The 25,158-nt window shown below is 39.2% G+C and carries 24 protein-coding genes; 5 read left to right on the forward strand and 19 right to left on the reverse strand.

Going from position 1 to position 25,158, the window contains the following annotated elements:
• Window positions 1-20: 20 nt before the first annotated feature.
• The 14 genes from cpdA to rfbB form a co-directional block, all read right to left on the reverse strand.
• On the reverse strand, window positions 21-851 hold the full coding sequence (cpdA, locus tag ACWIT3_RS06545) for a 3',5'-cyclic-AMP phosphodiesterase (protein ID WP_457161952.1): 831 nt from the start codon (window positions 849-851) through the stop codon (window positions 21-23).
• A gap of 193 nt (window positions 852-1,044) precedes the next feature.
• Window positions 1,045-1,656 (reverse strand): ADP-ribose diphosphatase, encoded by a 612-nt coding sequence (gene nudF / locus ACWIT3_RS06550; RefSeq protein ID WP_457161953.1) that lies wholly within the window; start codon window positions 1,654-1,656, stop codon window positions 1,045-1,047.
• Between the two features lie 20 nt (window positions 1,657-1,676).
• Window positions 1,677-2,102, reverse strand: a complete 426-nt coding sequence (gene psiE / locus ACWIT3_RS06555; protein ID WP_457161954.1) for a phosphate-starvation-inducible protein PsiE — start codon at window positions 2,100-2,102, stop codon at window positions 1,677-1,679.
• A 29-nt stretch (window positions 2,103-2,131) separates the two neighbouring features.
• Window positions 2,132-2,818 (reverse strand): M15 family metallopeptidase, encoded by a 687-nt coding sequence (locus tag ACWIT3_RS06560; protein ID WP_457161955.1) that lies wholly within the window; start codon window positions 2,816-2,818, stop codon window positions 2,132-2,134.
• Entirely contained in the window at window positions 2,809-3,951 is a 1,143-nt protein-coding gene (gene dapE / locus ACWIT3_RS06565) for a succinyl-diaminopimelate desuccinylase (RefSeq protein ID WP_457161956.1), read from the reverse strand. The genes ACWIT3_RS06560 and dapE overlap by 10 nt, the downstream gene beginning before the upstream one ends.
• 63 nt (window positions 3,952-4,014) lie before the next feature.
• The gene (locus ACWIT3_RS06570; RefSeq protein WP_457161957.1) at window positions 4,015-4,359 is read right to left on the reverse strand and encodes an ArsC family reductase; all 345 of its coding nucleotides are present in this window, start codon (window positions 4,357-4,359) and stop codon (window positions 4,015-4,017) included.
• Window positions 4,360-4,430: 71 nt separating this feature from the next.
• Window positions 4,431-6,326: a molecular chaperone HtpG gene (gene htpG, locus ACWIT3_RS06575; protein WP_457161958.1), complete on the reverse strand. Its 1,896-nt coding sequence runs from the start codon at window positions 6,324-6,326 to the stop codon at window positions 4,431-4,433.
• A gap of 157 nt (window positions 6,327-6,483) precedes the next feature.
• The gene (locus ACWIT3_RS06580; RefSeq protein WP_457161959.1) at window positions 6,484-7,260 is read right to left on the reverse strand and encodes an opacity family porin; all 777 of its coding nucleotides are present in this window, start codon (window positions 7,258-7,260) and stop codon (window positions 6,484-6,486) included.
• Between the two features lie 365 nt (window positions 7,261-7,625).
• Complete coding sequence (locus ACWIT3_RS06585) at window positions 7,626-8,510, reverse strand: opacity family porin (RefSeq protein WP_457161960.1); 885 nt, start codon at window positions 8,508-8,510, stop codon at window positions 7,626-7,628.
• A gap of 325 nt (window positions 8,511-8,835) precedes the next feature.
• Window positions 8,836-9,345: a SprT family zinc-dependent metalloprotease gene (locus ACWIT3_RS06590; protein WP_457161961.1), complete on the reverse strand. Its 510-nt coding sequence runs from the start codon at window positions 9,343-9,345 to the stop codon at window positions 8,836-8,838.
• Between the two features lie 49 nt (window positions 9,346-9,394).
• Window positions 9,395-10,549, reverse strand: coding sequence for a methionine adenosyltransferase (metK, locus tag ACWIT3_RS06595; RefSeq protein ID WP_457161962.1), 1,155 nt, complete (start codon window positions 10,547-10,549; stop codon window positions 9,395-9,397).
• A gap of 155 nt (window positions 10,550-10,704) precedes the next feature.
• Window positions 10,705-11,124 carry a nucleoside-diphosphate kinase gene (ndk, locus tag ACWIT3_RS06600; RefSeq protein ID WP_457161963.1) on the reverse strand — a complete coding sequence of 140 codons (420 nt, stop codon included), beginning with the start codon at window positions 11,122-11,124 and terminating at the stop codon, window positions 10,705-10,707.
• Window positions 11,125-11,134: 10 nt separating this feature from the next.
• On the reverse strand, window positions 11,135-12,433 hold the full coding sequence (pepB, locus tag ACWIT3_RS06605) for an aminopeptidase PepB (RefSeq protein ID WP_457162019.1): 1,299 nt from the start codon (window positions 12,431-12,433) through the stop codon (window positions 11,135-11,137).
• A 99-nt stretch (window positions 12,434-12,532) separates the two neighbouring features.
• A complete protein-coding gene (gene rfbB / locus ACWIT3_RS06610) occupies window positions 12,533-13,579 on the reverse strand; it encodes a dTDP-glucose 4,6-dehydratase (protein ID WP_457161964.1) in 1,047 nt (348 codons plus the stop codon).
• A gap of 186 nt (window positions 13,580-13,765) precedes the next feature.
• Here rfbB and infA point away from each other — a divergent pair, with 186 nt between their 5' ends.
• Complete coding sequence (gene infA / locus ACWIT3_RS06615) at window positions 13,766-13,984, forward strand: translation initiation factor IF-1 (protein WP_005717339.1); 219 nt, start codon at window positions 13,766-13,768, stop codon at window positions 13,982-13,984.
• A gap of 45 nt (window positions 13,985-14,029) precedes the next feature.
• Here infA and lnt read toward each other — a convergent pair whose 3' ends face one another.
• The 5 genes from lnt to galT all read right to left on the reverse strand — a co-directional run bounded on the left by lnt (window position 14,030) and on the right by galT (window position 19,965).
• Window positions 14,030-15,577, reverse strand: coding sequence for an apolipoprotein N-acyltransferase (gene lnt, locus ACWIT3_RS06620; RefSeq protein ID WP_457161965.1), 1,548 nt, complete (start codon window positions 15,575-15,577; stop codon window positions 14,030-14,032).
• A gap of 64 nt (window positions 15,578-15,641) precedes the next feature.
• Window positions 15,642-16,544 (reverse strand): CNNM family magnesium/cobalt transport protein CorC, encoded by a 903-nt coding sequence (corC, locus tag ACWIT3_RS06625; protein WP_457161966.1) that lies wholly within the window; start codon window positions 16,542-16,544, stop codon window positions 15,642-15,644.
• Between the two features lie 116 nt (window positions 16,545-16,660).
• Window positions 16,661-17,689: a galactose-1-epimerase gene (gene galM / locus ACWIT3_RS06630; protein WP_457161967.1), complete on the reverse strand. Its 1,029-nt coding sequence runs from the start codon at window positions 17,687-17,689 to the stop codon at window positions 16,661-16,663.
• The gene (gene galK, locus ACWIT3_RS06635; protein WP_457161968.1) at window positions 17,683-18,840 is read right to left on the reverse strand and encodes a galactokinase; all 1,158 of its coding nucleotides are present in this window, start codon (window positions 18,838-18,840) and stop codon (window positions 17,683-17,685) included. The genes galM and galK overlap by 7 nt, the downstream gene beginning before the upstream one ends.
• A 78-nt stretch (window positions 18,841-18,918) precedes the next feature.
• Window positions 18,919-19,965, reverse strand: a complete 1,047-nt coding sequence (galT, locus tag ACWIT3_RS06640) for a galactose-1-phosphate uridylyltransferase (protein WP_457161969.1) — start codon at window positions 19,963-19,965, stop codon at window positions 18,919-18,921.
• Window positions 19,966-20,190: 225 nt separating this feature from the next.
• Between galT and ACWIT3_RS06645 the strand changes: the two genes are divergently transcribed.
• The 4 genes from ACWIT3_RS06645 to mglC all read left to right on the forward strand — a co-directional run bounded on the left by ACWIT3_RS06645 (window position 20,191) and on the right by mglC (window position 25,094).
• The gene (locus ACWIT3_RS06645; RefSeq protein ID WP_457161970.1) at window positions 20,191-21,189 is read left to right on the forward strand and encodes a substrate-binding domain-containing protein; all 999 of its coding nucleotides are present in this window, start codon (window positions 20,191-20,193) and stop codon (window positions 21,187-21,189) included.
• Between the two features lie 288 nt (window positions 21,190-21,477).
• Window positions 21,478-22,470, forward strand: a complete 993-nt coding sequence (gene mglB / locus ACWIT3_RS06650; RefSeq protein WP_457161971.1) for a galactose/glucose ABC transporter substrate-binding protein MglB — start codon at window positions 21,478-21,480, stop codon at window positions 22,468-22,470.
• Window positions 22,471-22,538: 68 nt separating this feature from the next.
• Window positions 22,539-24,059, forward strand: a complete 1,521-nt coding sequence (gene mglA, locus ACWIT3_RS06655) for a galactose/methyl galactoside ABC transporter ATP-binding protein MglA (protein ID WP_457161972.1) — start codon at window positions 22,539-22,541, stop codon at window positions 24,057-24,059.
• A 24-nt stretch (window positions 24,060-24,083) separates the two neighbouring features.
• Window positions 24,084-25,094 (forward strand): galactose/methyl galactoside ABC transporter permease MglC, encoded by a 1,011-nt coding sequence (gene mglC, locus ACWIT3_RS06660; protein ID WP_046338872.1) that lies wholly within the window; start codon window positions 24,084-24,086, stop codon window positions 25,092-25,094.
• The last annotated feature ends 64 nt before the right edge of the window (window positions 25,095-25,158 follow it).

Below are 25,158 nucleotides of genomic sequence, written 5' to 3' on the forward strand. Positions count from 1 at the left end.
TCGTACCGCACTAAGTGCAATTAATACCCTTCTTCATGCATATTGGGAAAGAATTGCGCATGTTGGATACGTTTTACACAGGTTTCAATTTTACCTTCTGGATATAACGTCACCTCGCGCCAGCCAGGTTGCACGGTGTCTAAAGTAAAAGAATGATTATCGGGTTTAAATTGAATACAAGTAGAAGGGGTTGCCATCACTTTATAACCCTGCCATTCACCGTCTACTGCTTGATGAATATGTCCATACAGTAGCCCTTTAACGTTATTAAAAGAAGACAATGCTTCTGCTAGCTCATACGCATTACGCAAATTATGTTGATCTAACCATGCTGAATTAGTTGGTAAAATATGATGATGTAATACAATCAGCGCATGGCGATCTGGATAGTCTTTCAATTTTGACACTAACCAATCAATTTGATATTGGCTTAACTCGCCATGCGGCACGCCAAAAACTTGGCTATCTAACATTAAGATTTGCCAATGTTTACCAAGCAAAAGATGTTTTTTCGCATTCAAATGCTCTTGGTCTTGGTTAAGAATATCAAACATCTTTGGTTGAAAATCATGATTACCTGGGATCCAAAATACCATTTTTTCTAAGTGTTGAATTTGCTCACAGAAATGGATATAACCTTCATTACTGCTATCTTGCACAAGATCACCTGTAGCGAGCACGAAGTCATAATCAAAACCACTTTCTTTGATTTCTTTTACTACCTGAACAAAACTTTGAAAGGTATTGATACCAAGTAATTCCCCTTTTTCATCCTTAAACAAGTGCGGATCAGTAATCTGAACGAATTTAAATACTTCCGCTGCTGTATCATATGTATAAGTACTGAACAAAGCGAACTCCTACGACGAAAATATAAAAATAAAAAATATAAAACTCGTTGTAAATTACCGACTTATCAGAAAAATTTCACCTACTAAAGTAAAAAAGTGTTAGCTAGGTCATATTTCTCTCTAAAAATTTGTTAAAAATGAAAGCTAAATCACATTTTTGGTCCAACCACTTGTTCAGTGTTTATTCAAGTTCTTACTTCTGTAAGGATTGATAGTGAAGTTGTAGCCATTGCAATCCCAACACTGCAATTCCGTTATCAATTTTGCCTTCATTGACCCATTGATAAGCCGTTTCTCTGCTCACAACGTGCACGCGAATATCTTCGTTTTCTTCTGCAAGTCCGTGAATACCTTTCGCTTGTGTACTATCCACTTTGCCGACAAATAAATGAATACGCTCAATCACGCCCCCTGGGCTGTCCCATACGCTTAAACAATGTTGTAAATCAGTGACTTGCACACCCGCTTCTTCTTCGCTTTCGCGCAATGCCACTTCTTCTGGTTTCTCGCCTTCTTCCACCATACCTGCGATTAATTCTAATAACCAAGGCGACTGGCTAGATTGCGGTTGATACGCACCGATACGCACTTGCTCGACTAAAATCACTGCATCTTTGGCGGGGTCATACGCAATCACCGCAGAAGCCGCACCTTTCACCAATAATTCGCGAGTCACAACACCACTCTCGCCACCAGCAAATAATTTGTGTTTAAATTGAATACGTTTTAATTCAAAAAAGCCTTTATACAAGGTTTCTTCATTTAAAATTTCAATATCTTGTTGGCTAAATTGTTGAATATCCATGTTATTGTTATCCTCTTAAATTAACTTTTTCTTAAGCGTTCTGAACTGACCAAAAAGAGTGCAATCACCATTAATAAGATCGAACCTGAAAACAGTAACGTATTTACCGCACTTGAATGATCCACAATAATTAAACGCACCATTGCGGTGATCCCAATGTATATAAAATAGCGTAGCGGAAAGTGATAATTGGTTTTGAAATATTTCACAATCAACGCTAAAAACTCAAAATACAAGAAATACACCACGATTTTTTCAATCAATAAATAAGACGCTTTATTGGTTTCTGTTAACAAAACCTGCGCCAAACTATAGGTTTCTTGTGCTAAAAAAATCACCAAAATTGCGGCTAAAATCACTAACGAAATATTTAACACCCATTGTAATAAGCTGGAAATCAGTTTGCTAAAATGACTGTGATTTTGTTCCGATGTCCTTTTTTCCATTATTCTCCCCACATAATCCAATATAAAACTTAAATAAAAAATCGCTGAAAAATTTCATCTAAATGTTGTTCTAAACACGCCTTGCCTGCGATGTTTTCATTTTGCCAAGACGCTAATAACATCTCGGCTGAAAATTGTTGTTTGGCAAACTCTGCTACGGGCAAATAACTGATATGCCAAGGTTCATAACCAATTTCTTTATTTGACGGCAAGTGAGTGAACGGTAACGTAAAATCAAAATGCGCTAAATTCTGTTGTAACCACTCACTTAATTCAAAAAAATAACCGCCCTTTTCATATTCCCAAGGTTCTAGTTGCAATGTTTGATCTGTCGGCAATAAATTAGGATCAAACACATCAATTTCAGTTCCCCAATGGTGTCGGCTCCCCCCTGGTAATGCCGACCAACGCAAAATCGCTTGTGCTTTTTGCCAGTCAGAAAGTGCGGTCAAATTTAATGGATTTCCAAGATCGTCGTGGACTTTACGCTCGCCGTTGAATTTGCCATTCCAGATTAACTGCTGGCGCTGAAAATCACGAAAACTACTGGCTGGTTGTAAATTAAAGCCGTTTTTCACCGCACTTTGTTGCAAACCTTGAAACGCCTTGAATGCATCCACCTGTAAAAAATGATTGTTAGAAAAGGGGCAAGGTAAATTAACCAAATGGCTCCGAACTTTCCCTGTGAGCTGATCCGCACTAAAATTTATACGCATGATTTATCCAAAAGATTGACTAAAATTTGTTGATAAACGTCACCGCACTTAGCAAGATCATTCACATCCACACATTCATTCACTTTATGAATGGTTTTATTCAGTGGACCAAACTCGACAACCTCTGCGCCCATTAATGCAATAAAGCGTGCATCAGAAGTGCCACCGCCTGTATCTAAGCGCGGTGTATTGTTTGTGACTTTTTGCACCGCACTGATTGTTGCGTCTACAAGTTTTCCTCTGCCCGTTAAAAATGGTTTGCCTGATAAGTTCCATTCAATGCGATGTGTTAACTGGTGTGTTTGTAGCATGTCAGCCACTTTCTGTTTAATGATTTCATCTGTCACTTCAGTGCAATAACGCAAATTAAACTGCACATAAAGCTCCCCTGGAATCACATTATTACTGCCTGTGCCTGCATGAATATTGGCAATCTGTAACGAAGTTGGTGGAAAAAACTCGTTGCCCTTATCCCATTGATACGTCGTCAATTCGGTTAAAAATGACAACGCTTTATGGACTGGGTTTTCGGCTAAATGCGGATACGCCACGTGACCTTGAATACCTTGAATATACAAGTTAGCGGTGATAGAACCTCGGCGACCATTTTTCACGATATCGCCGAGCTGCTGTGAACTTGATGGCTCACCTACAATGCAATAATCAATCGGCTCATTACGTGCCATTAAAGTTTCCACAACTCGCACTGTGCCGTCTTTCGCGGCAGCTTCTTCATCAGAGGTAATTAATAGCGCAATCGTGCCTGGATGATTTGGGTTGGCTTTGACAAATTCCTCAGCCGCCACCACCATTGCAGCAAGCGATCCTTTCATATCAGCCGCACCACGTCCATACAACATATCATCGACGATTTTTGCCGAAAAAGGCGGATATTGCCATTGTTTTTCGTCGCCGACTGGCACGACATCCGTATGTCCTGCAAATGCAATCACAGGCGATCCTGAACCGTGTTTTGCCCATAAATTCAGCGTCTCACCGAAAGGTAGCCATTCCATTTGAAAACCTAATTTTTGCAACCGTTCGGCTATCACTTGTTGGCAACCTTGATCGTCAGGACTAATCGATGGACGACGGATTAACTCACTTGCTAACTCAATAATTGAATTTTTCATTTTTCTACCGCACTTTTGTGGAAACAAATATTCAGGGCAGACGCTCGGTCTGCCCCAAAATATTTATTTAAAACACGCTTCATACTCTTTTACATTAAAACCAATCAACGCTTTGCCATCTTGCAAAATAATTGGGCGTTTAATTAATGTTGGTTGTTCAAACAGCACTTCAAGTGCGGTCTGTTTTGAGAGATTTTCTTTCACGTCATCCGCTAAATTACGCCAAGTCGTACTGCGTTTATTGACTAAACTCTCCCAACCAAATTGCGCTTCTGCTTGTTCAAGCCACGCTTTATCTAAGCCATCAACACGATAATCGTGCAGTTGATGTGGAATGTTATTTGCCGCCAACCAACTCAATGCTTTTTTTACGGTATCGCAATTTTTAATGCCATAAACAGTAATCATATTGTGTCCTTAAACTGAAAATCCCTAAGATTTATCACCTTAGGGATTTTAGCATATTTCAAAATTGTGCGTTAATGACTTGTTAATTTACCCAATAAACTGTTCATCCGTTTAATGAACGCCACTGGATTTTCTAACGAACCACGCTCCGCTAACATTGCTTGTTCTAACAATAATTCGATCCAATCTGCGAATTGTTGTTCGTCAGCAATGTCTGCTACTTTTTGCACTAAACTATGTTCTGGGTTTAATTCAAAGGTATATTTCACCTCTGGCATTGCTTGACCTGCAGCTGCAAATAATTTTGCCATTTGGGTTGTCATCTGGTCATTGCCAGTTGAAACTACCGCAGGTGTGTCGGTCAAACGGTGAGTTAAACGTACTTCTTTCACGCGTTCGCCAAGTAAGTTCTTCACTCGCTCAACAAAGGAAGAGAATTGCTCATCTTGCTGTTTTTGCTCTTCTTTTTCTTCGTCAGCTAAATCGCCAAGATCTAAATCTGCTTTGCTGATCGTTTGTAATTGTTTGCCGTCAAATTCAGTTAAGTAGCTCAACATCCACTCATCAATGCGGTCAGATAACAATAAGACTTCAATACCTTTTTTATTGAATAACTCTAAGTGCGGTGAGTTTTTGGCAGCGACATAGGTATCCGCAGTGATGTAGTAAATCGCTTTTTGTCCTTCTTTCATACGTGCAACGTAATCTTCTAAAGACACGGTTTGTTCGCTACTGTCATTGTGCGTTGAAGCAAAACGTAATAACTTCGCGATGCTTTCTTTATTTGCAAAATCTTCTGCTGGACCTTCTTTTAACACTAAGCCAAATTCTTTCCAGAAACTTTGGTATTTCTCCACATCATCTTTGGCTAATTTTTCAAGCATTTGCAATGAACGTTTAGTGAGCGCTTTACGTAATGCAGCTGTCACTTTGTTATCTTGTAAAATTTCACGTGACACATTCAACGGTAAATCATTGCTATCAATTAAACCACGCATAAAACGCAGATAATTCGGCATAAACTGCTCTGCATCGTCCATAATAAACACGCGCTGAACATATAATTTTAAGCCATGCTTATGTTCACGATTAAATAAATCCCAAGGTGCTTTTGCAGGTACATAAAGCAAGCTCGTGTATTCTTGATTACCTTCTACGCGGTTATGTGACCAAAGCAGCGGATCGGCAAAATCGTGACTAATATGTTTGTAAAACTCTTTATATTCTTCTTCAGAAATCTCATTTTTTGAACGGGTCCAAAGCGCCTGTGCTTTATTGATTTTTTCCCATTTAATGCCCGTTTCTTTGCCTTCATCGTCATATTCTTTTGTCAGAATTTCTACTGGCAAACCAATATGATCGGAATATTTGCTAATGATGTCACGTAAACGCCATTCGTTTAAAAACTCTTTTTCATCTTCGCGTAAATGTAAGGTAATTTCTGTACCACGCTCTTTTTTCTCAATATCGGCAACAGAATATTCACCTTCACCTGCAGATTCCCAAAGCACCGCCTTGTCCGCACTTTCACCTGCCGCACGTGTTTTTACACTGACTTTATCCGCCACGATAAAGGCTGAATAAAAACCGACGCCAAACTGACCGATTAATTGGCTGTCTTTAGCTTGATCTTGCCCTAATGAACTTAAAAACTCTTTTGTACCAGATTTTGCAATCGTACCAAGATGATCAATCACCTGATCACGAGTCATCCCAATACCGTTATCACTAATGGTTAATGTGCCTTTTGCTTCATCAAAACTGATACGCACTTTTAAATCGCCATCACCTTCGTACAATTCTGGTGCCGAAAGCGCCTTAAAGCGTAATTTATCTGCCGCATCAGAGGCATTTGAAATTAATTCACGTAAGAAAATTTCTTTATTGGAATATAAAGAATGGATCATTAATTGAAGAAGTTGTTTAACTTCAGATTGAAAACCACGAGTTTCTTGATTATTCGACATAGCATTTCCTTTTATTACGCTAAAATACAAGTGCTTTCAGATATAAGTGCGAAAAAGGAAATTTCAAGAGAAGAGAAAGCAAATTTAAGACAAAAAAGTGCGGTAAAAATTCAAGTTTTTTACCGCACTTTTTTAATCATAACGAGTTACGTCAACATTAAAATTCGTAACGAACCCCTAATGTTGCTCCATAATTACTGATTCGAATGTCATCCAGTTTACCGAGATAGTTATATTCTACACTCCCAACTAGCGCAAAATTTGGTGTAAAGTAGTAACTCGCCCCCGCAAGAAGTCCTACGCCAACTCGTGTCACTGAGGTATTGTAACGTTCATAAGCAAGCACATGTGGCTCTAATTCATCCAGCGGAACATATAACCCGCCTTGAAGTTTATCCCCCTCTTCTGAATTATCAGAATTTGGTGAAAGCGCTTTTGCAATATCTATAGGAGAAATTACCCCTGTATTTTCATCAGCAGGAACTTCAATATCAGAATGAGATGCATTCCAGAATCCATAAGATAAAAAGGTATCACTCGATTCACCTGACATTTTACTTACGGCAACACGCAAACCTAAAAATGGTTTAAAAGGTGTTGTGGTTTTAAAATCATAAATAAAACTCAGACCCGTTGAATCTAATTTTAATTTTTCTGTAAATACCTCTGAATCAAATGAATAAGGCACTTGATAAACTAATTTACCTTCAACTTCATTAACATGTGTTTTCTCTAATGCAATTCTCATATTATCAAAGCGATAGCCTAAACTAATACGCTGTGAAAAAGTCGCCGTATTTAAATCAATAAGCGGGTCAGATGCTTGACGATTCCATTGAGTCACCCCGAGATCAGCTTGAATATAAAAATTAGCCTGTGCATTGAATGTCAATAATAGACTACTCAATACGATAAATAATATTTTTTTCATCATTAATTCCTATAACGTTATATTTTTCATATCCCCATTTGTCAAAATATTTCATTTCCACAAATATGGCGCGTATTTTACAACTAAAAAGCATAAAAGAAAACGTTTACATAAGAAAAATCACTTAAAATACGGTAATCTTAAGTAAAAACATTAAAGAAAATGTAAACGTTTTAATCTACATTCTATTCAAAATAGAAAGAGATGATGAAAATTAACAAGATTATTGCTAATTCTTATTGGCAGGTATTTTCAAAAAAAGTGTGAAATATGAATAAAATAGTGTGAAAAATATTAAAAATAAAAATACGGTAAAGCCCTAAGATCATTTACCGTATTTAACTGATTAATCAAAAAATGAGATGATACTAAAATGCGTAACGTAAACCTAATTTAAAACTATAGTTATGCATTTTCTCTGCATTAAATTTACCTAAGTAGTTATACTCAGCAGTGCCAACTAAAGCTAAATGCGATGTCAACTCGTAGCTTGCCCCCATTAACACGCCCACCCCAATTCGATTAAGCGTTGAATTATGCTTCTCTGAAATCACTTCAGCTTCAGGGAAGAACGGTTGTGGTAGTGGTTTTGGTTGTATTGGAGAAGGCTGATTCTCTATGTAGTTAGGTAGAGGAGGAAGGGTTGGTGGGTTTGGTGAAACCTCACGCATTGGCTGAGTAGGAGCCCCTTGAACTGCAATCAATGTTTCATTATCCCAATAATCCTCATCCGTCACATTATTTTCGTTATACGGTGCAGACCAAAAACTAATAGATGGCGCGGTTTGGCTTGAAGTATATTGAGAATTAAGACGGTTTAAAGCCACTCTCATGCCAACGAAAGGTTTAAATTTTGATCCCATATCGAAATCATAAATTGCACTTAACCCTGTTGATTCAAGTTTTAACACATTAGACCATTCTAGATTATCCCAATCCCAATTGTGTTGGTAATATTGCTTTATCTTACTATAGTGAGTGTAGTCTAAAGCGAGTCTGACATGGTCAAATTGATAACCTAAACTTAAGCGCTGATCATAAGTTGTTCCATCTAAAGGAATCTCTCCCTCAACATAATTTGACGAAACCGCCCCAGAGACTGGGATGATTGGATCATATTGAAAAGATTCAACTGCTTTGGCATGGTTTTTCAATTTCGATACACCAATATCCGCCTGAATATAAAAATTTGCATTTGCCGTTAAAGTAAAAAGTGTTCCAATTGATAAGACTAATAATGATTTTTTCATCATATTCCTCCATGGTATATAATTATTTCACTGGTTATTTGTCGAAAAGTATTCATTATTACTCCTCAACAAATAACGGGCTTATTTTATATTCATAAAAGATAAAAATTAAGCACTTTGTTCATAAAAAATAATTTTTATGTAATAAAAATAAACATGACTTGCTCAAAATCAAATCAGGAATAAAAAATAAACAATGAATAAAATAAAAAAAATAGAATGATATTAAGTGAGGGAAAAGATAATTAACAGAAATTATAATAAGAAGAGTAAAATAAAACCAACCAATCACCAAAAATAAATCCATTTTAAAAACAAAATGTTACATTTAAATTCCTTTATAAATTAATCTTCCTCGACAGGCTTTACAAAAATAACTTGCCCCTTTATTTTGACAATTATCATGACGTCGACGACTTAAATAATGCATCTTACACTGACATTCATAGAGAAAATACGTTTTCATGATCTTACGCGTATCAAATTGGTGATAAACATTCGGTTCTAATTGAAATACATTGATCATGATATTTTTCCACTCCGCACCATGAGGTTTAACTTGACCAAATAATTGGTATGCGATCAAATGCGCCAATTCATGAGGAACAACTTGACGAATAAACTCCTCACGATTTTCTAATAATAATGTGCGGTTCAGTCGAATCTCATTTTCTTGCAAATATGCAACACCTGCTTTTAGCCCACGAACTTGATAATTGATAATAGGGATAGGGAAGGGGCGTTGGAAATAGGTTTCTGCAAGCTGCAAACACTGTGTAACTTGACGCAATACCTGCATTTTTAACTGACGAAACTGGCTTTCTGATTGTCTATTCATGAAAAAAAGAAGGCGAACTTTGTCCGCCTTTATTCAGATAACGAGTAAATTATTTTAACCCTGCAGCCACTCTTAACTCTTCTGCACGATCAACTTTTTCCCAAGGGAATTGTTCACGCCCGAAGTGACCATAAGCAGCTGTTTCACGGTAAATTGGTTGAATGAGATTGAGCATCTTAATTAAGCCATATGGACGCAAATCAAAAAACTCACGTACTAATGACACTAATAATTCATTTGCCACTTTACCTGTTCCAAAGGTTTCCACCATAATTGATGTTGGATCCGCGACACCAATCGCATAAGAAAGCTGAATTTCACAACGCTCAGCAAGTCCAGCAGCAACAATATTTTTTGCCACGTAACGTGCTGCATACGCGGCTGAACGGTCAACTTTAGAGGGATCTTTACCAGAGAATGCCCCACCACCATGACGTGCAGCCCCACCATAAGTATCCACAATAATTTTTCGCCCCGTTAAACCACAATCGCCCATCGGTCCGCCGATGACAAAACGACCTGTTGGGTTGATAAAATATTTAGTCTCTTTTGATAACCACGCCGCTGGTAAGACTGGCTTGATGATTTCTTCCATCACTGCTTCATGTAAATCTTTTTGGCTAATGCTATCGCAATGTTGCGTTGAAAGCACAACGGCATCGACCCCAACAATTTTGTTATCTTCATATTTTAGCGTAACTTGGCTTTTGGCATCTGGGCGTAACCACGCTAATGTACCATTTTTACGAACTTTCGCTTGACGCTCCATTAAACGATGCGCATAAGTAATTGCCGCAGGCATTAAAACATCCGTTTCATTGGTCGCATAACCGAACATAATTCCTTGGTCACCAGCCCCTTGATCTAGTGGATTCTCACGATCTACACCTTGATTAATGTCAGAAGATTGTTTACCAATCGCATTTAATACCGCACAAGAATGCCCATCAAAGCCCATATCTGAATGCTTATAACCGATATCACAAATCACTTGACGTGTTAAATTTTCAATATCAACCCATGCTGATGTCGTAATTTCACCACCGACTAATGCCATGCCTGTTTTCACATAGGTTTCACACGCAACACGTGCTTTAGGATCTTGTTTAAGAATTTCATCGAGCACCGCATCAGAAATCTGATCAGCAATTTTATCTGGATGCCCTTCTGATACTGACTCCGAAGTAAATAAGTAACTTGACATATTGTCCCTTTAAATTGTATTAATTTAGATATTTCTACGTCTGGATGGCTATAATACGCCTTTCAATGAAAATTTCAATGTTTAGCGAAAAAAAATTCCTCTATTGAATATATCCAATAGAGGAAATAATAGGTAATTACATTAAAGTGGCTAGGTTAAAAAAGCTCATTTTCAACAAAGAAATAAGCAATCTCCCGTTTTGCACTTTCAATGCTATCTGAACCATGCACAGAGTTATGACGCCCATTCAGAGCAAATTCACGACGAATGGTACCTTCTGCAGCTTGTTCAGGATTGGTCGCCCCGATCAGTTCGCGGTAATCTTTAACCGCATTCTCTTTTTCTAATACTAACGCAACAACTGGTGCAGAGATCATATAAGCAACTAAATCAGCAAAAAAGGCTTTACCTTCATGCTCTGCATAAAATCCCTCTGCTTGTTTTTGAGTTAACTGTATCATTTTGGCACCAACGACATTGAAGCCAGCTTGCTCAAAACGACTTAAAATTGTCCCGATTAAATGCCGTTTTACTGCATCAGGTTTAATCAGAGATAAGGTTCTTTCTACTGCCATCACGCCTTCCTTAACCATGTGCTTTTTTTACTAAAAAACGTGCTAGTGTTTGCACGCCAATGCCTGTTGCACCAACTGCCCATAAATCACTTGCCGTTTTACGATAAGTGGCAGAACAGTCAATATGTAACCAATTTTGCTGATAATTTTCTACGAAATAAGATAAAAATGCCGTCGCAGTACTGGCGCCTGCACCAACAGGAACAGTACCTGTATTCGCAATATCAGCAAAAGCAGTACTAATTTGTGAACGGTGCAATTCAGCAAATGGCAAACGCCAGAACGGTTCTTGCTCTTCATTTGCTGCGGCAAATAATGCCTCAACTAATTTATCATCCATAGATAATACTGAATGGTAATCATTGCCTACGGCGACTTTTGCTGCACCTGTTAATGTTGCACAATCAATAATAACTTGTGGCTTTTGTTGATCCGCTTCGATCAGTCCATCGGCGAGCACTAAGCGACCTTCTGCATCTGTATTTAAAATTTCAGCCGTCACACCATTACGGTAACGAATGATGTCACCTAATTTAAACGCATTGCTGCTCACTAAGTTTTCTGCACAGCATAAATAAAGTTTTACACGTTGCTGCAATCCACGAGCGATCGCTAATCCTAACGCCCCCGTAACCAATGCTGCGCCGCCCATGTCCGTACGCATTGTACTCATACCTTCGCTGGGTTTAATACTATAACCACCGCTATCAAAAGTAATCCCTTTCCCAACTAAACAGGCGAATACTGGTGCATCTGGGTTGCCTGTTGGGTTAAAATCAAGTTGTAACATCGCGGGTGGATTGGCTGAGCCACGTCCGACGTTCCAAATACCGTGGTAATGTTGTTCTTTTAATGCCTCACCTGAAATCAATTTAAATTGAACCGCACTTTTCTCGCCATACGCTTCTGCTTGTTCTTCAATAAAAGCGGCTGCACGTTTGGCTAATTCAATAGGTGTAATCTCTTCTGCGGGTGCATTAATTATTTCACGTACAAAATCGCCGCACTGGATACGTGCAAGTAATTCAGCTTGCGGCGCCTCATCAAGATGTGGAAATGCTAAGGCATAATCTTGTTTTGCCGTATAAAAACCTTGATAGAATGCCCAACAGTTTTCTAAATTCCAGTTTTCCCCAATTAACTCCACGTCTTTAATCCCTTGACCACGTAATTTGCGGGCGGCTTTTTGAACTAATGTGCATTCTGAATTATCACAGACATGAATGGTGGCTTGTTCTTGATTAAAACTCAACAGCGCCTTTTTCCCCCACACGTCACTGGCGGCTTGGTAGGAAAGGGTAATTTGCATTGGCATAATATGTCCTTTTATGTATTGTGATGATAAAAATAAAGTGCGGTCCACTATACCAGTTTTTCCGTACTTTAGTAGTCCATCCCGCAAAATATATTATGCTTGCCGTGCAAAATCATTGAGGTACCACATAACTGTACGAGTCAATCCTGAACTAAAATCGGTTTCTGGTGACCAGCCTAATTCATTCTGTATTTTTTCACCACTCATTGCATAACGCACATCATGTCCAGGTCGATCCGCAACAAAAGTAATTAATTGCTTAAAGTCCCCAACTGACTTAAGTTGATGCTCAAAAGGGGCTAATTGACCCGAGCGCTTTAATTGGTTAAGCAAAGCACACATTTCTGTCACTACGGACAAATTCGTTCTTTCACCATTACCACTAATATTATATGTTTCCCCAACTCTTCCCTGAGTTAAAACTAAATAGAGGGCACGAGCATGATCGTCAACAAATAACCAATCGCGAGATTGTTGTCCATCGCCATAAAGCGTTAACGGTTTACCTTGCAACGCCTGCGAAAGCATAAAAGGAATCAATTTTTCAGGATATTGATAGTAACCATAATTATTCGCACTATGCGTTACTAAAATCGGTAAACCATAAGTGCGATACCAGGCGCGCACGAAATGATCACTTGATGCTTTAGACGCTGAATAAGGGTTACTAGGATGATACGGGGACTGCTCTGTAAAAGCAGGGGCCGCATGTGCTAAGTCCCCAAACACTTCATCTGTGGAAACATGGTGAAAACGAAAGGTCGATTGTTGATTCTTAGGTAAGTGTGTCCAATAGTGACGTGCTGCTTCCAATAAAACATAAGTTCCCACAACATTCGTTTGAATAAATGCGGCTGCACCTGCAATTGAGCGATCCACATGGCTCTCTGCAGCCAAATGCAACACACAATCTGGCTGATATTGCGTAAAAATCTGCTCAATTTTTTCCGCATCAGTGATGTCGACCTGCTCAAAAATATAACGAGGGTTCTCTTTCACACTGTCTAAAGCAGAAGGATGGCTCGCATAAGTTAATTTATCAACATTTACCACCCTATCTGACGTCATTTCAAGAATATATCGGATGACTGCTGAGCCAATAAAACCTGCACCACCTGTAATTAAAATTGTTTTTATCATCGTTGTTCTACCTTAAGAGATGGTCACAAAACAAAATCGTTTTCATCGCCTATCTTACCTCGTTCTTGCATCCACCATAATAAAAACTTTGCTGAACAGCACAAAAACGGTATAATCCGCAAGTATTTTTTATTGAATCCCGCAAAACAACAAGCGGTCAAAATTTATCGTTATCCAGAGGAAACAATGGCAAAAGAAGATTGCATTGAAATGCAAGGAACAATTTTAGAAACCTTGCCAAACACGATGTTTCGTGTTGAATTAGAAAATGGTCACGTTGTGACAGCACATATTTCAGGTAAAATGCGTAAAAACTATATCCGTATTTTAACGGGTGACAAAGTCACGATTGAAATGACACCTTATGATTTAAATAAAGGTCGTATTATTTTCCGTAGTCGCTAATACCCTATTTAAAAAAGCACTGACCATTCAGTGCTTTTTTATTGCTTATTGTTTTGATGTACTTAATATCCGATGACGAAGTAAACGCCCTATGCCGCGCATCAAGAGCAATAAGCAAGAGAGGGCATAAATCGGCAGGTTTCCAAGTACTGAATAAGGGGTCTTCCCGACTGTCGCGATCACCTCATGAGTAAGCGTTGTTTCCACAAATTGTGGCGCTTTTGCCACCACTTGACCATGCTCATCAATAAATGCACTCACCCCCGTATTTGTTGCACGAATCACGGGCTTACCCAACTCTAACGCCCGCATTCTTGCCATTTGTAAATGTTGCCAAGGCCCGATTGAATCACCAAACCACGCATCATTTGAAATTGTCAGAATAACATCGGTATTTTGTCGCAGACTCTGACGTAACTGCTCCCCCAAAATAATTTCATAACAAATTGCAGCACTGAAATGCTTATTTTTCACGAGAAGTGGGGCTTGTTGTGATTCCCCCGACTGAAATGCCGACATCGGTAAATTAAATACGGTTCCTAACGGTCGTAACAGACTTTCCAATGGCACATATTCACCAAAAGGCACCAGATGATGTTTATTATAACGATGAGGTGTATCAAGTGAATAAGGCTGTGAAGGATGCCCTAATACGACGATCGAGTTAAATAATTTACCTGCCTGTTCATCTTGAAAAATTGTGCCAATCATCACTTCCGTTCCTGCTTGCTGGGCTGCAGACTGTAAGCTAGCAAAGAAAGGTTGAATATGATTTTCTAACACTGGTAAGGCTGATTCTGGCAAAATAATGACGTCAGTTTTTCCTAGGTGCTGCGCAATCAACTTTTGATAAATCGCTAACGTGCGGTAAAGGTATTCAGGAGCCCATTTCAGATCTTGTTCAATATTTCCTTGTGCTAAGGTCACATTTAACCGACTCTCTTCTCTTTTTTTCACATATGTTATTTGTGATGTATAAGCACTGAGCCCAACCACAATCACGAGTAACATGCTTTGTATAGCAGCAACATGAAACTGTCTTGGACGTGCAAATAGTGCCAAAACAATATTCAAGATAACCGCGCTAACCCACATGACAAAAAACGTCACGCCTGTTACGCCAAATAATTGTGCTAAATGTGAAAATGGACTATCGATTTGGCTGTAACCAAATTGTAACCAAGGAAAGCCCGTGAAGACCCAGCCACGAAGAAATTCAGTCCCCGTCCAAATAACAGGAAACAAGGCAGCGCTATGTACCTGAAAGCGATGTATTAAATAGGCAAAGAGTACGGGATAAAGCGCAAGATAAGCAGAAAGCAACACGACCAGTAAGTAACTGACCACAAGCGGAGCACCACCAAATTGATGAATACTCACATGTAACCAATTGACGCCCAAAGTAAAAAAGCTCAGTCCCCATAAAAATGCCCCGATCAGTGCGGTCTTTTTTTCTGAGGTTTTAATCACCAACAGCAATCCAATAAGAGAAACATAAGCTAATCCCCAATAGTCAAAGGGAGAAAAAGCCAGTACACCCAATGCACCAGAAAGTATCGCAATGATGTACATCCATATTGTCTTTTTTTTCATATTGCTCCAAATAATTAAGCACGAGTAAAGACTCGTGCTAATTGTTCTATTGATTTCCGTAAGATTACTCTTCTTTATTTTCTTCCGTTTTTTCAATTTCCGCTAATTGTTCATCCGTAACAGTGACTCGTAACTGGATTAAGCGACGGCTATCTGCGGACGTGACTTTAAAATTGATATTCTCAATAGTGATTTCTTCGCCTCGTTTTGGCAAATAACCAAAAGCCTGCATGACCACGCCACCAATAGTATCCACTTCTTCGTCTTCAAAATGCGTATTGAATTGTTGGTTAAAATCTTCAATGTCAGTTAATGCTCGTACAGCATAAGTGTGACGAGAAAGCTGACGAATATTGACGACTTCCTCTTCATCAAACTCATCTTCAATATCACCAACAATTTGTTCTAAGATATCTTCAATGGTCACAAGCCCTGATACTGCACCAAACTCATCAACCACAATTGCCATATGAAAACGTTCTGAACGGAAATCTTTTAACATACGATCGACCCGTTTACTTTCGGGGACGATCACCGCTGGGCGTAACAGCGGCATAAGATCAAACTCTTCCGCATTACTACGCAAAAATGTAAGCAGATCTTTAGCATGTAAAATGCCTGCAATATTGTCCCGTTCATCTGTAATCACAGGAAAACGCGAGTGAGCGGATTCAATAATTGTATCAAGACAAGAATCAAGATTTTGATCTGTTTGAATAAAAACAATTTGTGAGCGTGGAATCATGATATCACGGACTCGTAACTCAGCGATTTCCATCACGCCTTCGATCATTTCGCGCGTATCCTGATCAATCAAATCATTTTGTTCTGAATCACGAATCACTTCCACCAGCTCTTCGCGATTCTTTAATTCCCCTTGGAAAAATCGTCCAAATAAAGATTGAAAAAAACTTTTCTTGTGTGAAGCGTCAGTTTGATTCGTATTCGATGGTTCTTCGTTTAACATAAAAATTAGAATAAGTTTCCGTCAACATTGACCTTTGAAAATTAACATATTTCCTACATAATAGCAAAAAAAGCCCCTAGACAGCGGGGCAATATCACTACAATTCACATTTCTTATTATAAAAATTTAAATTGGGTCCAATGTTGATAGCTTTCATTGGCTCGAACCATCCCCCCCAACTGCCACCATTCTGGATGATTTGGGGTATCTGGCAAGGCTTGTGTTTCCAGCGCAACACCAGCATAGTCGGCATAAACTGCAGCTACTCTTGTGGGCGTCCCAGCTAAGAAATTACCCGTATAGACTTGTAATGCGGGTTGCGAAGTAGAAACATGCAGACTCAAGGAGCCATCACTGGCGGTTAACACCGCACTGGTCTGCCTCTTATCTTCATTAAGCAAAAAAGCATGGTCATAGCCTTTAACTAAAAGCTGTTCATCTTGTAGAAAATCCTGACCAATTTTTTTCATTCGGCGAAAATCAAAACTGGTCTGTTGTACCGATTTTAATGGACCATTCGGAATGCCTTCTGCATCAACAGGCAAATAATAGTCTGCATTTAATTGCAAATGATGAGTACGAATATCCGCCCCATAATCTGCATCATTTAAATTGAAGTACGCATGGTTAGTTAAATTGAGTGGACCGTCTTGGTCTGTTTCAGCATCAAACCTTACTTCGACACAGTTTTCTTCTGTCAATGTATAAGTTAATGTCACATTGAGATTACCTTGAAAGCCTTGATCCCCATCCGCAGAAAAAAGTGTAAAACGCACAAAATGATCACCGCACTGTGCAACACGCCAGCGCTTACCATTAAATCCTGTAGTCCCACCATGCAATTGGTGACGACCATGATTAATGTCCAGTTGAATCGTTTTACCATTCAGCACAAATTGTCCCTGTGCAATGCGGTTAGCATAACGCCCTACCGTTGCGCCTAAATAGGCTTGTTGAACAAGGTAGTCCTCAACTTGACATCCTAATAACACTTCACGTAATACTTGTTTAACTGGCACTTTGCATGACATCCATGTCGCACCCCAATCCATCACTTGGATGGTCATACCTTTCGTATTCGTGAGCGTAAATAACTGAAAGGGCAACCCATCTGGTGCGCGTCCTTGTGCCGTTTGCATCAGCATACCGTCACCCCTTGTGATGCGGTGCAAACATAAAAGTCCTCTTTTAATCCCGTTTGTTTCTCATAATTATCGGCAATAATTTGACGAACTGCTTCGACTTTTTCGATAGGCGCTACAGCGACAATACAGCCACCGAAACCGCCGCCTGTCATACGAGCACCACCCGTTTTACCAATTGCCACTTGTGCTAATTCAACTAAATAATCAATTTGTGGTACTGTGATTTCAAAGTCATCGCGCATCGAGTCATGAGATTGCCCCATTAGCTCACCTAATAATGCCAAGTTTCCACTTTGGAGTGCTTGCACAGCATCTAATACACGTTGGTTTTCTGTCACAACATGACGTGCGCGTTTGGCAACTTCTGCATCAAACGCGGTCAATTCGTCTTCTCGTTGTTTAAATTGTGCAAGTGACACATCACGTAGCGCTTTGACGCCAAAAAATTTCGCAGCGGCCTCACATTGCTGACGACGCGTATTATATTCCCCCGCCACCAAATCATGTTTCACATGTGAATTGACAATCATCACGGCAACATTGCTTGGAATCGGTGTTGGCACAGTTTCTAACGTACGGCAATCAATCATCAATAAATGATCTTTTTGACCTAATGCCGAAATAAGCTGATCCATATTGCCACACTGACAGCCAACAAATTGATTCTCTGCCTTTTGACCAATCAAGGCAATCTCAGTGTTTGTTAATGCCAAGTTCCCTAATTGTTGGCAGAATTTACCGACTGCCACTTCTAATGAAGCGGAAGAACTTAATCCCGCAGATAGCGGAACATTGCCCGAAATAACTAAATCAGCGCCTTGCTGAAATGCAGGATAACGTTCTTGAATAAATTTCACGACACCACGTACATAGCCAGTCCATTTTTTACGAGGTTCAGGCACAATTGGTTGCGCTAAATCAAATTCGTCCCACGCAGTTAAATCACCCGCAAAAACACGAAAAAGACTATCTTGGCGTGGTTTACCACTAATTGCTGTGCCATAATTAATTGCACAAGGCATCACAAAACCATCATTGTAATCGGTATGCTCACCAATAATATTCACACGTCCTGGCGCATAAACATTTAGCGTAGACTCAGTATGAAATTTTTGTTGGAATAAATTTTGAGCTGATTGCTGAGGGGTCATGTTATATTCCTTTTTATTTGTTTTTCTTATTCTTCACGCTATTTTGCATTGAGTCGACTCAATACATCATCACGCCTTTTATTTTTGCTTATAATGCACATCACTCAGTACACGAAGTCTTTCCGCCGCCTGCTCTGCGGTTAAATCACGTTGTGATTCCCCTAACATTTCATATCCGACCATGAACTTACGTACTGTCGCAGAACGTAACAGAGGAGGATAGAAATGTGCATGTAATTGCCAATGATCATGATTGTCTTGATTAAATGGCGCTGCGTGAAAACCCATAGAATAAGGGAATGAAATCTCAAATAAATTATCGTATTTTGTTGTGAGTTTTTTCAATGCTAATGCCAGATCTTGTGCTTGTGCATCGCTTAAATCAGTTAAGCGTTTCACCTGTACTTTAGGTAACAACAAAGTTTCAAATGGCCAAACTGCCCAATAAGGCACGACAGCTAACCAATGCTCTGTTTCAACGACAATACGTTCTTTTAATTCCAGCTCACGTTTTGCATAATCAACTAACATCACTGAACCGTATTTTTCAAAATATGCACGTTGAGTTTGATCTTCGCGAGCAACTTCATTTGGTAAAAAACTGTTTGCCCAAATTTGTCCGTGTGGATGTGGATTTGAACATCCCATCGCTGCACCTTTATTTTCAAAAATTTGTACCCACTGGTACGTTTTACCTAATTCGTGCAACTGGTCTTGCCAAACTTTCACCACTTCTGTGATTTCTTCGACTGTTAATAAAGGTAAGGTTTTGCTATGATCAGGTGAAAAGCAAATAACGCGACTTTCGCCTTGTGCTTTTGAAATTTGGAATAAAGGATCTGTCGTATTTTCTGGGTTAGGTGTATCTTCTAATAACGCAGAAAAGTCATTTTTGAACACGAAAGGCTTTTTATAATCTGGGTTTTGTTCGCCTGTAATACGTTTATTACTCGGGCAAAGATAACAGCTTGGATCATGACTTGGCTTTTCATCCTCAGCAACTTTCTCCTGTTGCCCTTGCCATGGTCGTTTTGCGCGATGTGGTGAGACAAGCACCCACTGGTCTGTTAATGGATTATATCGACGATGTGGATGTTCAGTTGGTTCAAATACTTGATGACTCATCTTTTATACTCCCGACGACTGAAAACGGTTACATTTTATGATTGGCATAAGATAGCAAATTACCAAAAATAAACTGTTAACTAGATCACAAAATCGATAAATCTGTCATAATTTGCCATTATTTTTGTGACCGAGTTGTCAAAATTAAAGGTAAGCGTTTTCAAATATCACAAAAATTTTATATGATGAGAGTAAGTTGTTCTCAAAGGAAAGGTCATATTAATTATGGTTACTATTCATGATGTAGCACAACACGCAGGCGTATCGGTTGCCACCGTGTCTCGTGTACTAAACAACCACCCTTCTGCTAGCGCGAAAGCACGCCTTGCAGTACAAACAGCAGTAGAAAAACTAGGCTATCAGCCCAATGCGAATGCTCAAGCACTTGCGATGAAGAATACCGATACCATCGGCGTTGTCGTCACTGATGTTACAGATGCCTTCTTTGCAATCTTAGTTAAAGCCGTTGATAAAGTCGCTGAAGAATATAAGAAAACTATTCTAATTGGCATTGGCTACCACAATGCAGAAAAAGAAAAAGAAGCAATTGATACCTTGTTACGTAAACGTTGTAGCTGTCTGGTGGTGCACGCGAAAGCATTAAGTGATGAAACCCTCGGTCAATATTTAGAAAAAGTGCCTGGCATGGTCATCATCAACCGCATTGTTGCTGGCTATGAGCATCGTTGTGTGAGTTTAGATAATGAAAAAGGCACCTTTGTTGCAACTGAAACTTTAATTAACCTAGGTCACAAAAAAATCGGTTATATTGGTTCTAACCACCATATTACAGATGAAATTGAAAGAAAACGTGGTTACCTTTCTGCACTAAAACAATACAATATCCCAGTGATTGAACATGCTATTACACACAGTACGCCAGATTTCGAGGGCGGAGAAGAAGCGATGATCAATCTATTAAGCTACAATTCGGATCTCACCGCTGTCGTCGCATACAATGACTCAATGGCTGCTGGCGCGATCTCTGTTTTGAGCGAAAATAATATTAATGTACCAAAACAATGTTCGATCATTGGGTTTGATGATATGCCTATTGCACGTTATTTAATTCCTAAATTGACGACAATCCGTTACCCTATTGATTTAATGGCAAACTATGCAGCCAAATTGGCGCTCAGTTTAGTGGATCAAGATGTGAAAACACCTGCGCATATTCAGTTTAATCCGACATTAGTAAGACGCTTTTCCACTGAACAAAGATAAGCAATCCAATAAATTGGAAACGTAAACATTTTTATTAATCCACACAAAGAGTACGGGGAAATTCAACCAAATTTCCCCGTACTTTTTTTACAAAAAGCAGAAAAAAACACCTAAAAATGTGATCTGGATAACATTTTCATTAGTCAATTGTAATCGTTTTCACAATTGTGAGTGAGATCACAGTCTTTAAGCCTATTTTCCAGTATTATGCCTGCCAGTTATCTAGGCAAAGTGGGTTAAAAAGCAAAAAGATAACACCATCCATTCGTTCCAAACAGGAGAGTTATTATGAAAAAAACCGTATTAAGCGCAGTCGCTTTAGCAGTAGGTCTAGGTGTTGCTGCCTCAGCAGCTCAAGCAGCAGATCGCATTGGTGTAACCATTTACAAATATGATGATAACTTCATGTCACTCATGCGCAAAGAAATTAATAAAGAAGCTGAACAATTCAAAAATATTGAGTTATTAATGAATGACTCACAAAACGCGCAAGCTGTACAAAATGACCAAGTTGATGGTTTGATTTCTAAAGGCGTGAAAGTATTAGCAATCAACTTAGTTGACCCTGCTGCGGCTCCAACTATTATCGGTAAAGCAAAACCAGATGACATTCCTGTAGTATTCTTCAATAAAGATCCAGGCGCAAAAGCAATTGGTAGCTATAAACACGCTTACTATGTTGGTACAGATCCGAAAGAATCAGGTTTAATCCAAGGCTCATTAATTGCGAAACACTGGAAAGCAAATGCAGCATACGACTTAAACAAAGACGGTAAAATCCAATATGTATTATTAAAAGGTGAACCAGGTCACCCAGATGCTGAAGCACGTACTAAATTCGTTATCGAAGAATTAAATAACAAAGGTATCCAAACTGAAGAATTATTCATTGATACAGGGATGTGGGATGCGGCTTTAGCAAAAGATAAAATGGATGCTTGGTTATCAAGCTCTAAAGCGGGTCAAATTGAAGTGATCATTGCAAACAACGACGGTATGGCAATGGGGGCATTGGAAGCCACTAAAGCACACGGTAAAAAATTACCAATCTTCGGTGTTGATGCATTACCAGAAGTATTACAGTTAATCAAAAAAGGTGAAATTGCAGGTACTGTATTAAACGATGGTGTTAACCAAGGTAAAGCTGTTGTTCAATTAAGTAACAACCTTGCAAAAGGCAAACCAGCAACAGAAGGCACAAAATGGGAATTAAAAGAACGTGTTGTTCGTATTCCTTACGTTGGTGTTGACGCTGATAACTTAGGCGACTTCTTAAAATAATAATCTATAACAATAAGTTGTAACTCTCGGGGGAGGTCAATCCTCCCCTCTTTTATGTGAGGTTGGATATGACCACTCAAATTCCAAATCAAGACAGTGAAATACTGCTCACAATGACCAATGTCTGCAAATCCTTCCCTGGTGTGAAAGCATTAGACAATGCTAACTTAACCGTCCGTTCCCATTCGGTGCATGCGTTGATGGGTGAAAACGGTGCAGGCAAATCAACATTATTAAAATGCTTGTTTGGTATTTATAGTAAAGACGAAGGCGATATTCTCTTCTTAGGCAACCCTGTTAACTTTAAAACCTCAAAAGAAGCCTTAGAAAATGGGATCTCAATGGTCCACCAAGAATTAAACTTAGTCAAACAAACTACCGTAATGGATAACCTCTGGCTTGGTCGCTATCCATTAAAAGCGGGGTTTGTTGATCACGGTAAAATGTATCGTGATACCAAAGCCATTTTTGAAGAATTAGATATTGATATCGATCCAAAAGAAAAAGTGGCAAAACTGTCCGTGTCACAAATGCAAATGATCGAGATCGCAAAAGCATTCTCTTATGATGCCAAAATTGTGATTATGGATGAACCGACTTCTTCTTTATCTGAAAAAGAAGTGGAACACCTTTTCAAAATCATCGCCAAACTGAAAGAACGCGGTTGTGGCATCATTTATATTTCGCACAAAATGGACGAAATCTTTAAGATTTGCGATGAAATTACAATTTTACGTGACGGTAAATGGATTAACACCGTTGAAGTGAAAAATACCACAATGGATCAAATTGTCTCCATGATGGTAGGGCGTGAACTGACTCAACGTTTCCCTCCTAAAACCAATACTCCAAAAGAGACGATCTTAACCGTAGAAAATCTGACCGCACTGAATCAACCTTCGATTCAAGACATAAGCTTTGAATTACGTAAAGGCGAAGTCTTAGGGATTGCGGGACTCGTTGGTGCAAAACGCACAGATATCGTTGAAACCATTTTCGGTGTACGTGAACGTAAGTCTGGTGTGATTACGCTACACGGTAAAGAAATGAAAAACCGCAATGCCTTTGAAGCAATTAATAATGGTTTTGCCCTTGTGACTGAAGAACGTCGCTCTACTGGGATTTACGCCAACTTAAGCATTGAATTTAACTCATTGATTTCAAATATGAAATCTTACATCAGTAAGTTAGGGTTATTGAGTAATGCCAAAATGAAAAGCGATACCCAATGGGTAATTGATTCGATGAATGTGAAAACGCCATCACATAAAACGAACATTGGTTCATTGTCTGGTGGTAACCAACAAAAAGTGATTATCGGTCGTTGGTTATTAACCCAACCTGAAATCTTAATGTTAGATGAGCCAACACGTGGTATCGACATTGGTGCGAAATACGAAATTTACCAACTCATTATGGAATTGGCGAAAAAAGATAAAGGCATCATTATGATTTCTTCTGAAATGCCAGAATTGTTAGGGGTAACTGACCGTATTCTGGTAATGAGTAACGGTAAAGTCGCAGGCATTGTGAATACCGCAGAAACCTCACAAGAAGAAATTCTCCAGCTCGCTGCAAAATATTTATAACACACAGAATTAAGGAAATAAATTATGGCTGCGTTACAACAAAACAAATCCCTTGATTTCTTTAAACAAAATGCAATCTACTTTGTATTATTAATTTTACTCGGGATCATCATTGTTCAAGACCCAACATTCTTGAACCTAAGAAACTTCAGTAACATCTTAACTCAATCATCTGTGCGCTTAATCATCGCATTAGGGGTGGCTGGCTTACTTGTGACACAAGGTACTGACTTATCGGCTGGTCGCCAAGTAGGTCTTGCTGCGGTGGTTTCAGCAACCTTGCTTCAAGCAATGGATAACTTTAACCGTGTCTTCCCTGATTTACCTGAATTACCAATTCCAGTTGTGATCTTAACCGTATGTGCAATCGGTGCGGTCATTGGTTTAGTCAATGGTCTGGTCATCGCTTACTTAAACGTTACACCATTTATTGCCACCATGGGAACCATGATTATCGTCTACGGTATCAACTCACTTTACTATGACGCCGTGGGGGGATCACCAATTGCAGGCTTTAATGAAACCTTCTCCACATTTGCACAAGGCTTCTTCAAATTTGGTTCATTCAAGCTCTCTTACATTACCATTTATGCGGCTATCGCAACCTTCTTAGTCTGGGTACTTTGGAACAAAACACGTTTTGGTAAAAATATCTTTGCTATCGGTGGTAACCCAGAAGCTGCACGTGTATCAGGTGTAAACGTCGCGCGTAACTTAGTCGTTATTTATATGATCGCAGGGATGTTCTACGGCTTCGGTGGGATGTTAGAAGCAGGTCGTATCGGTTCAGCAACCAACAACTTAGGTTTTATGTATGAGTTAGATGCGATCGCAGCCTGTGTGGTGGGTGGCGTATCATTCGCTGGTGGTGTGGGTACTGTTATCGGCGTAGTCACTGGGGTAATCATCTTCACGGTTATCAACTACGGCTTAACTTACATCGGGGTAAACCCATACTGGCAATACATTATCAAAGGTAGCATTATCATCTTAGCGGTGGCAATCGACTCCCTCAAATACGCGAAGAAAAAATAATAACGCGTATTGCACTAGCAACTCAAAGGCGATTCCAAGAATCGCCTTTATTTTTTATGTATTC

It is taken from the genome of Pasteurella sp. P03HT (assembly GCF_054052285.1).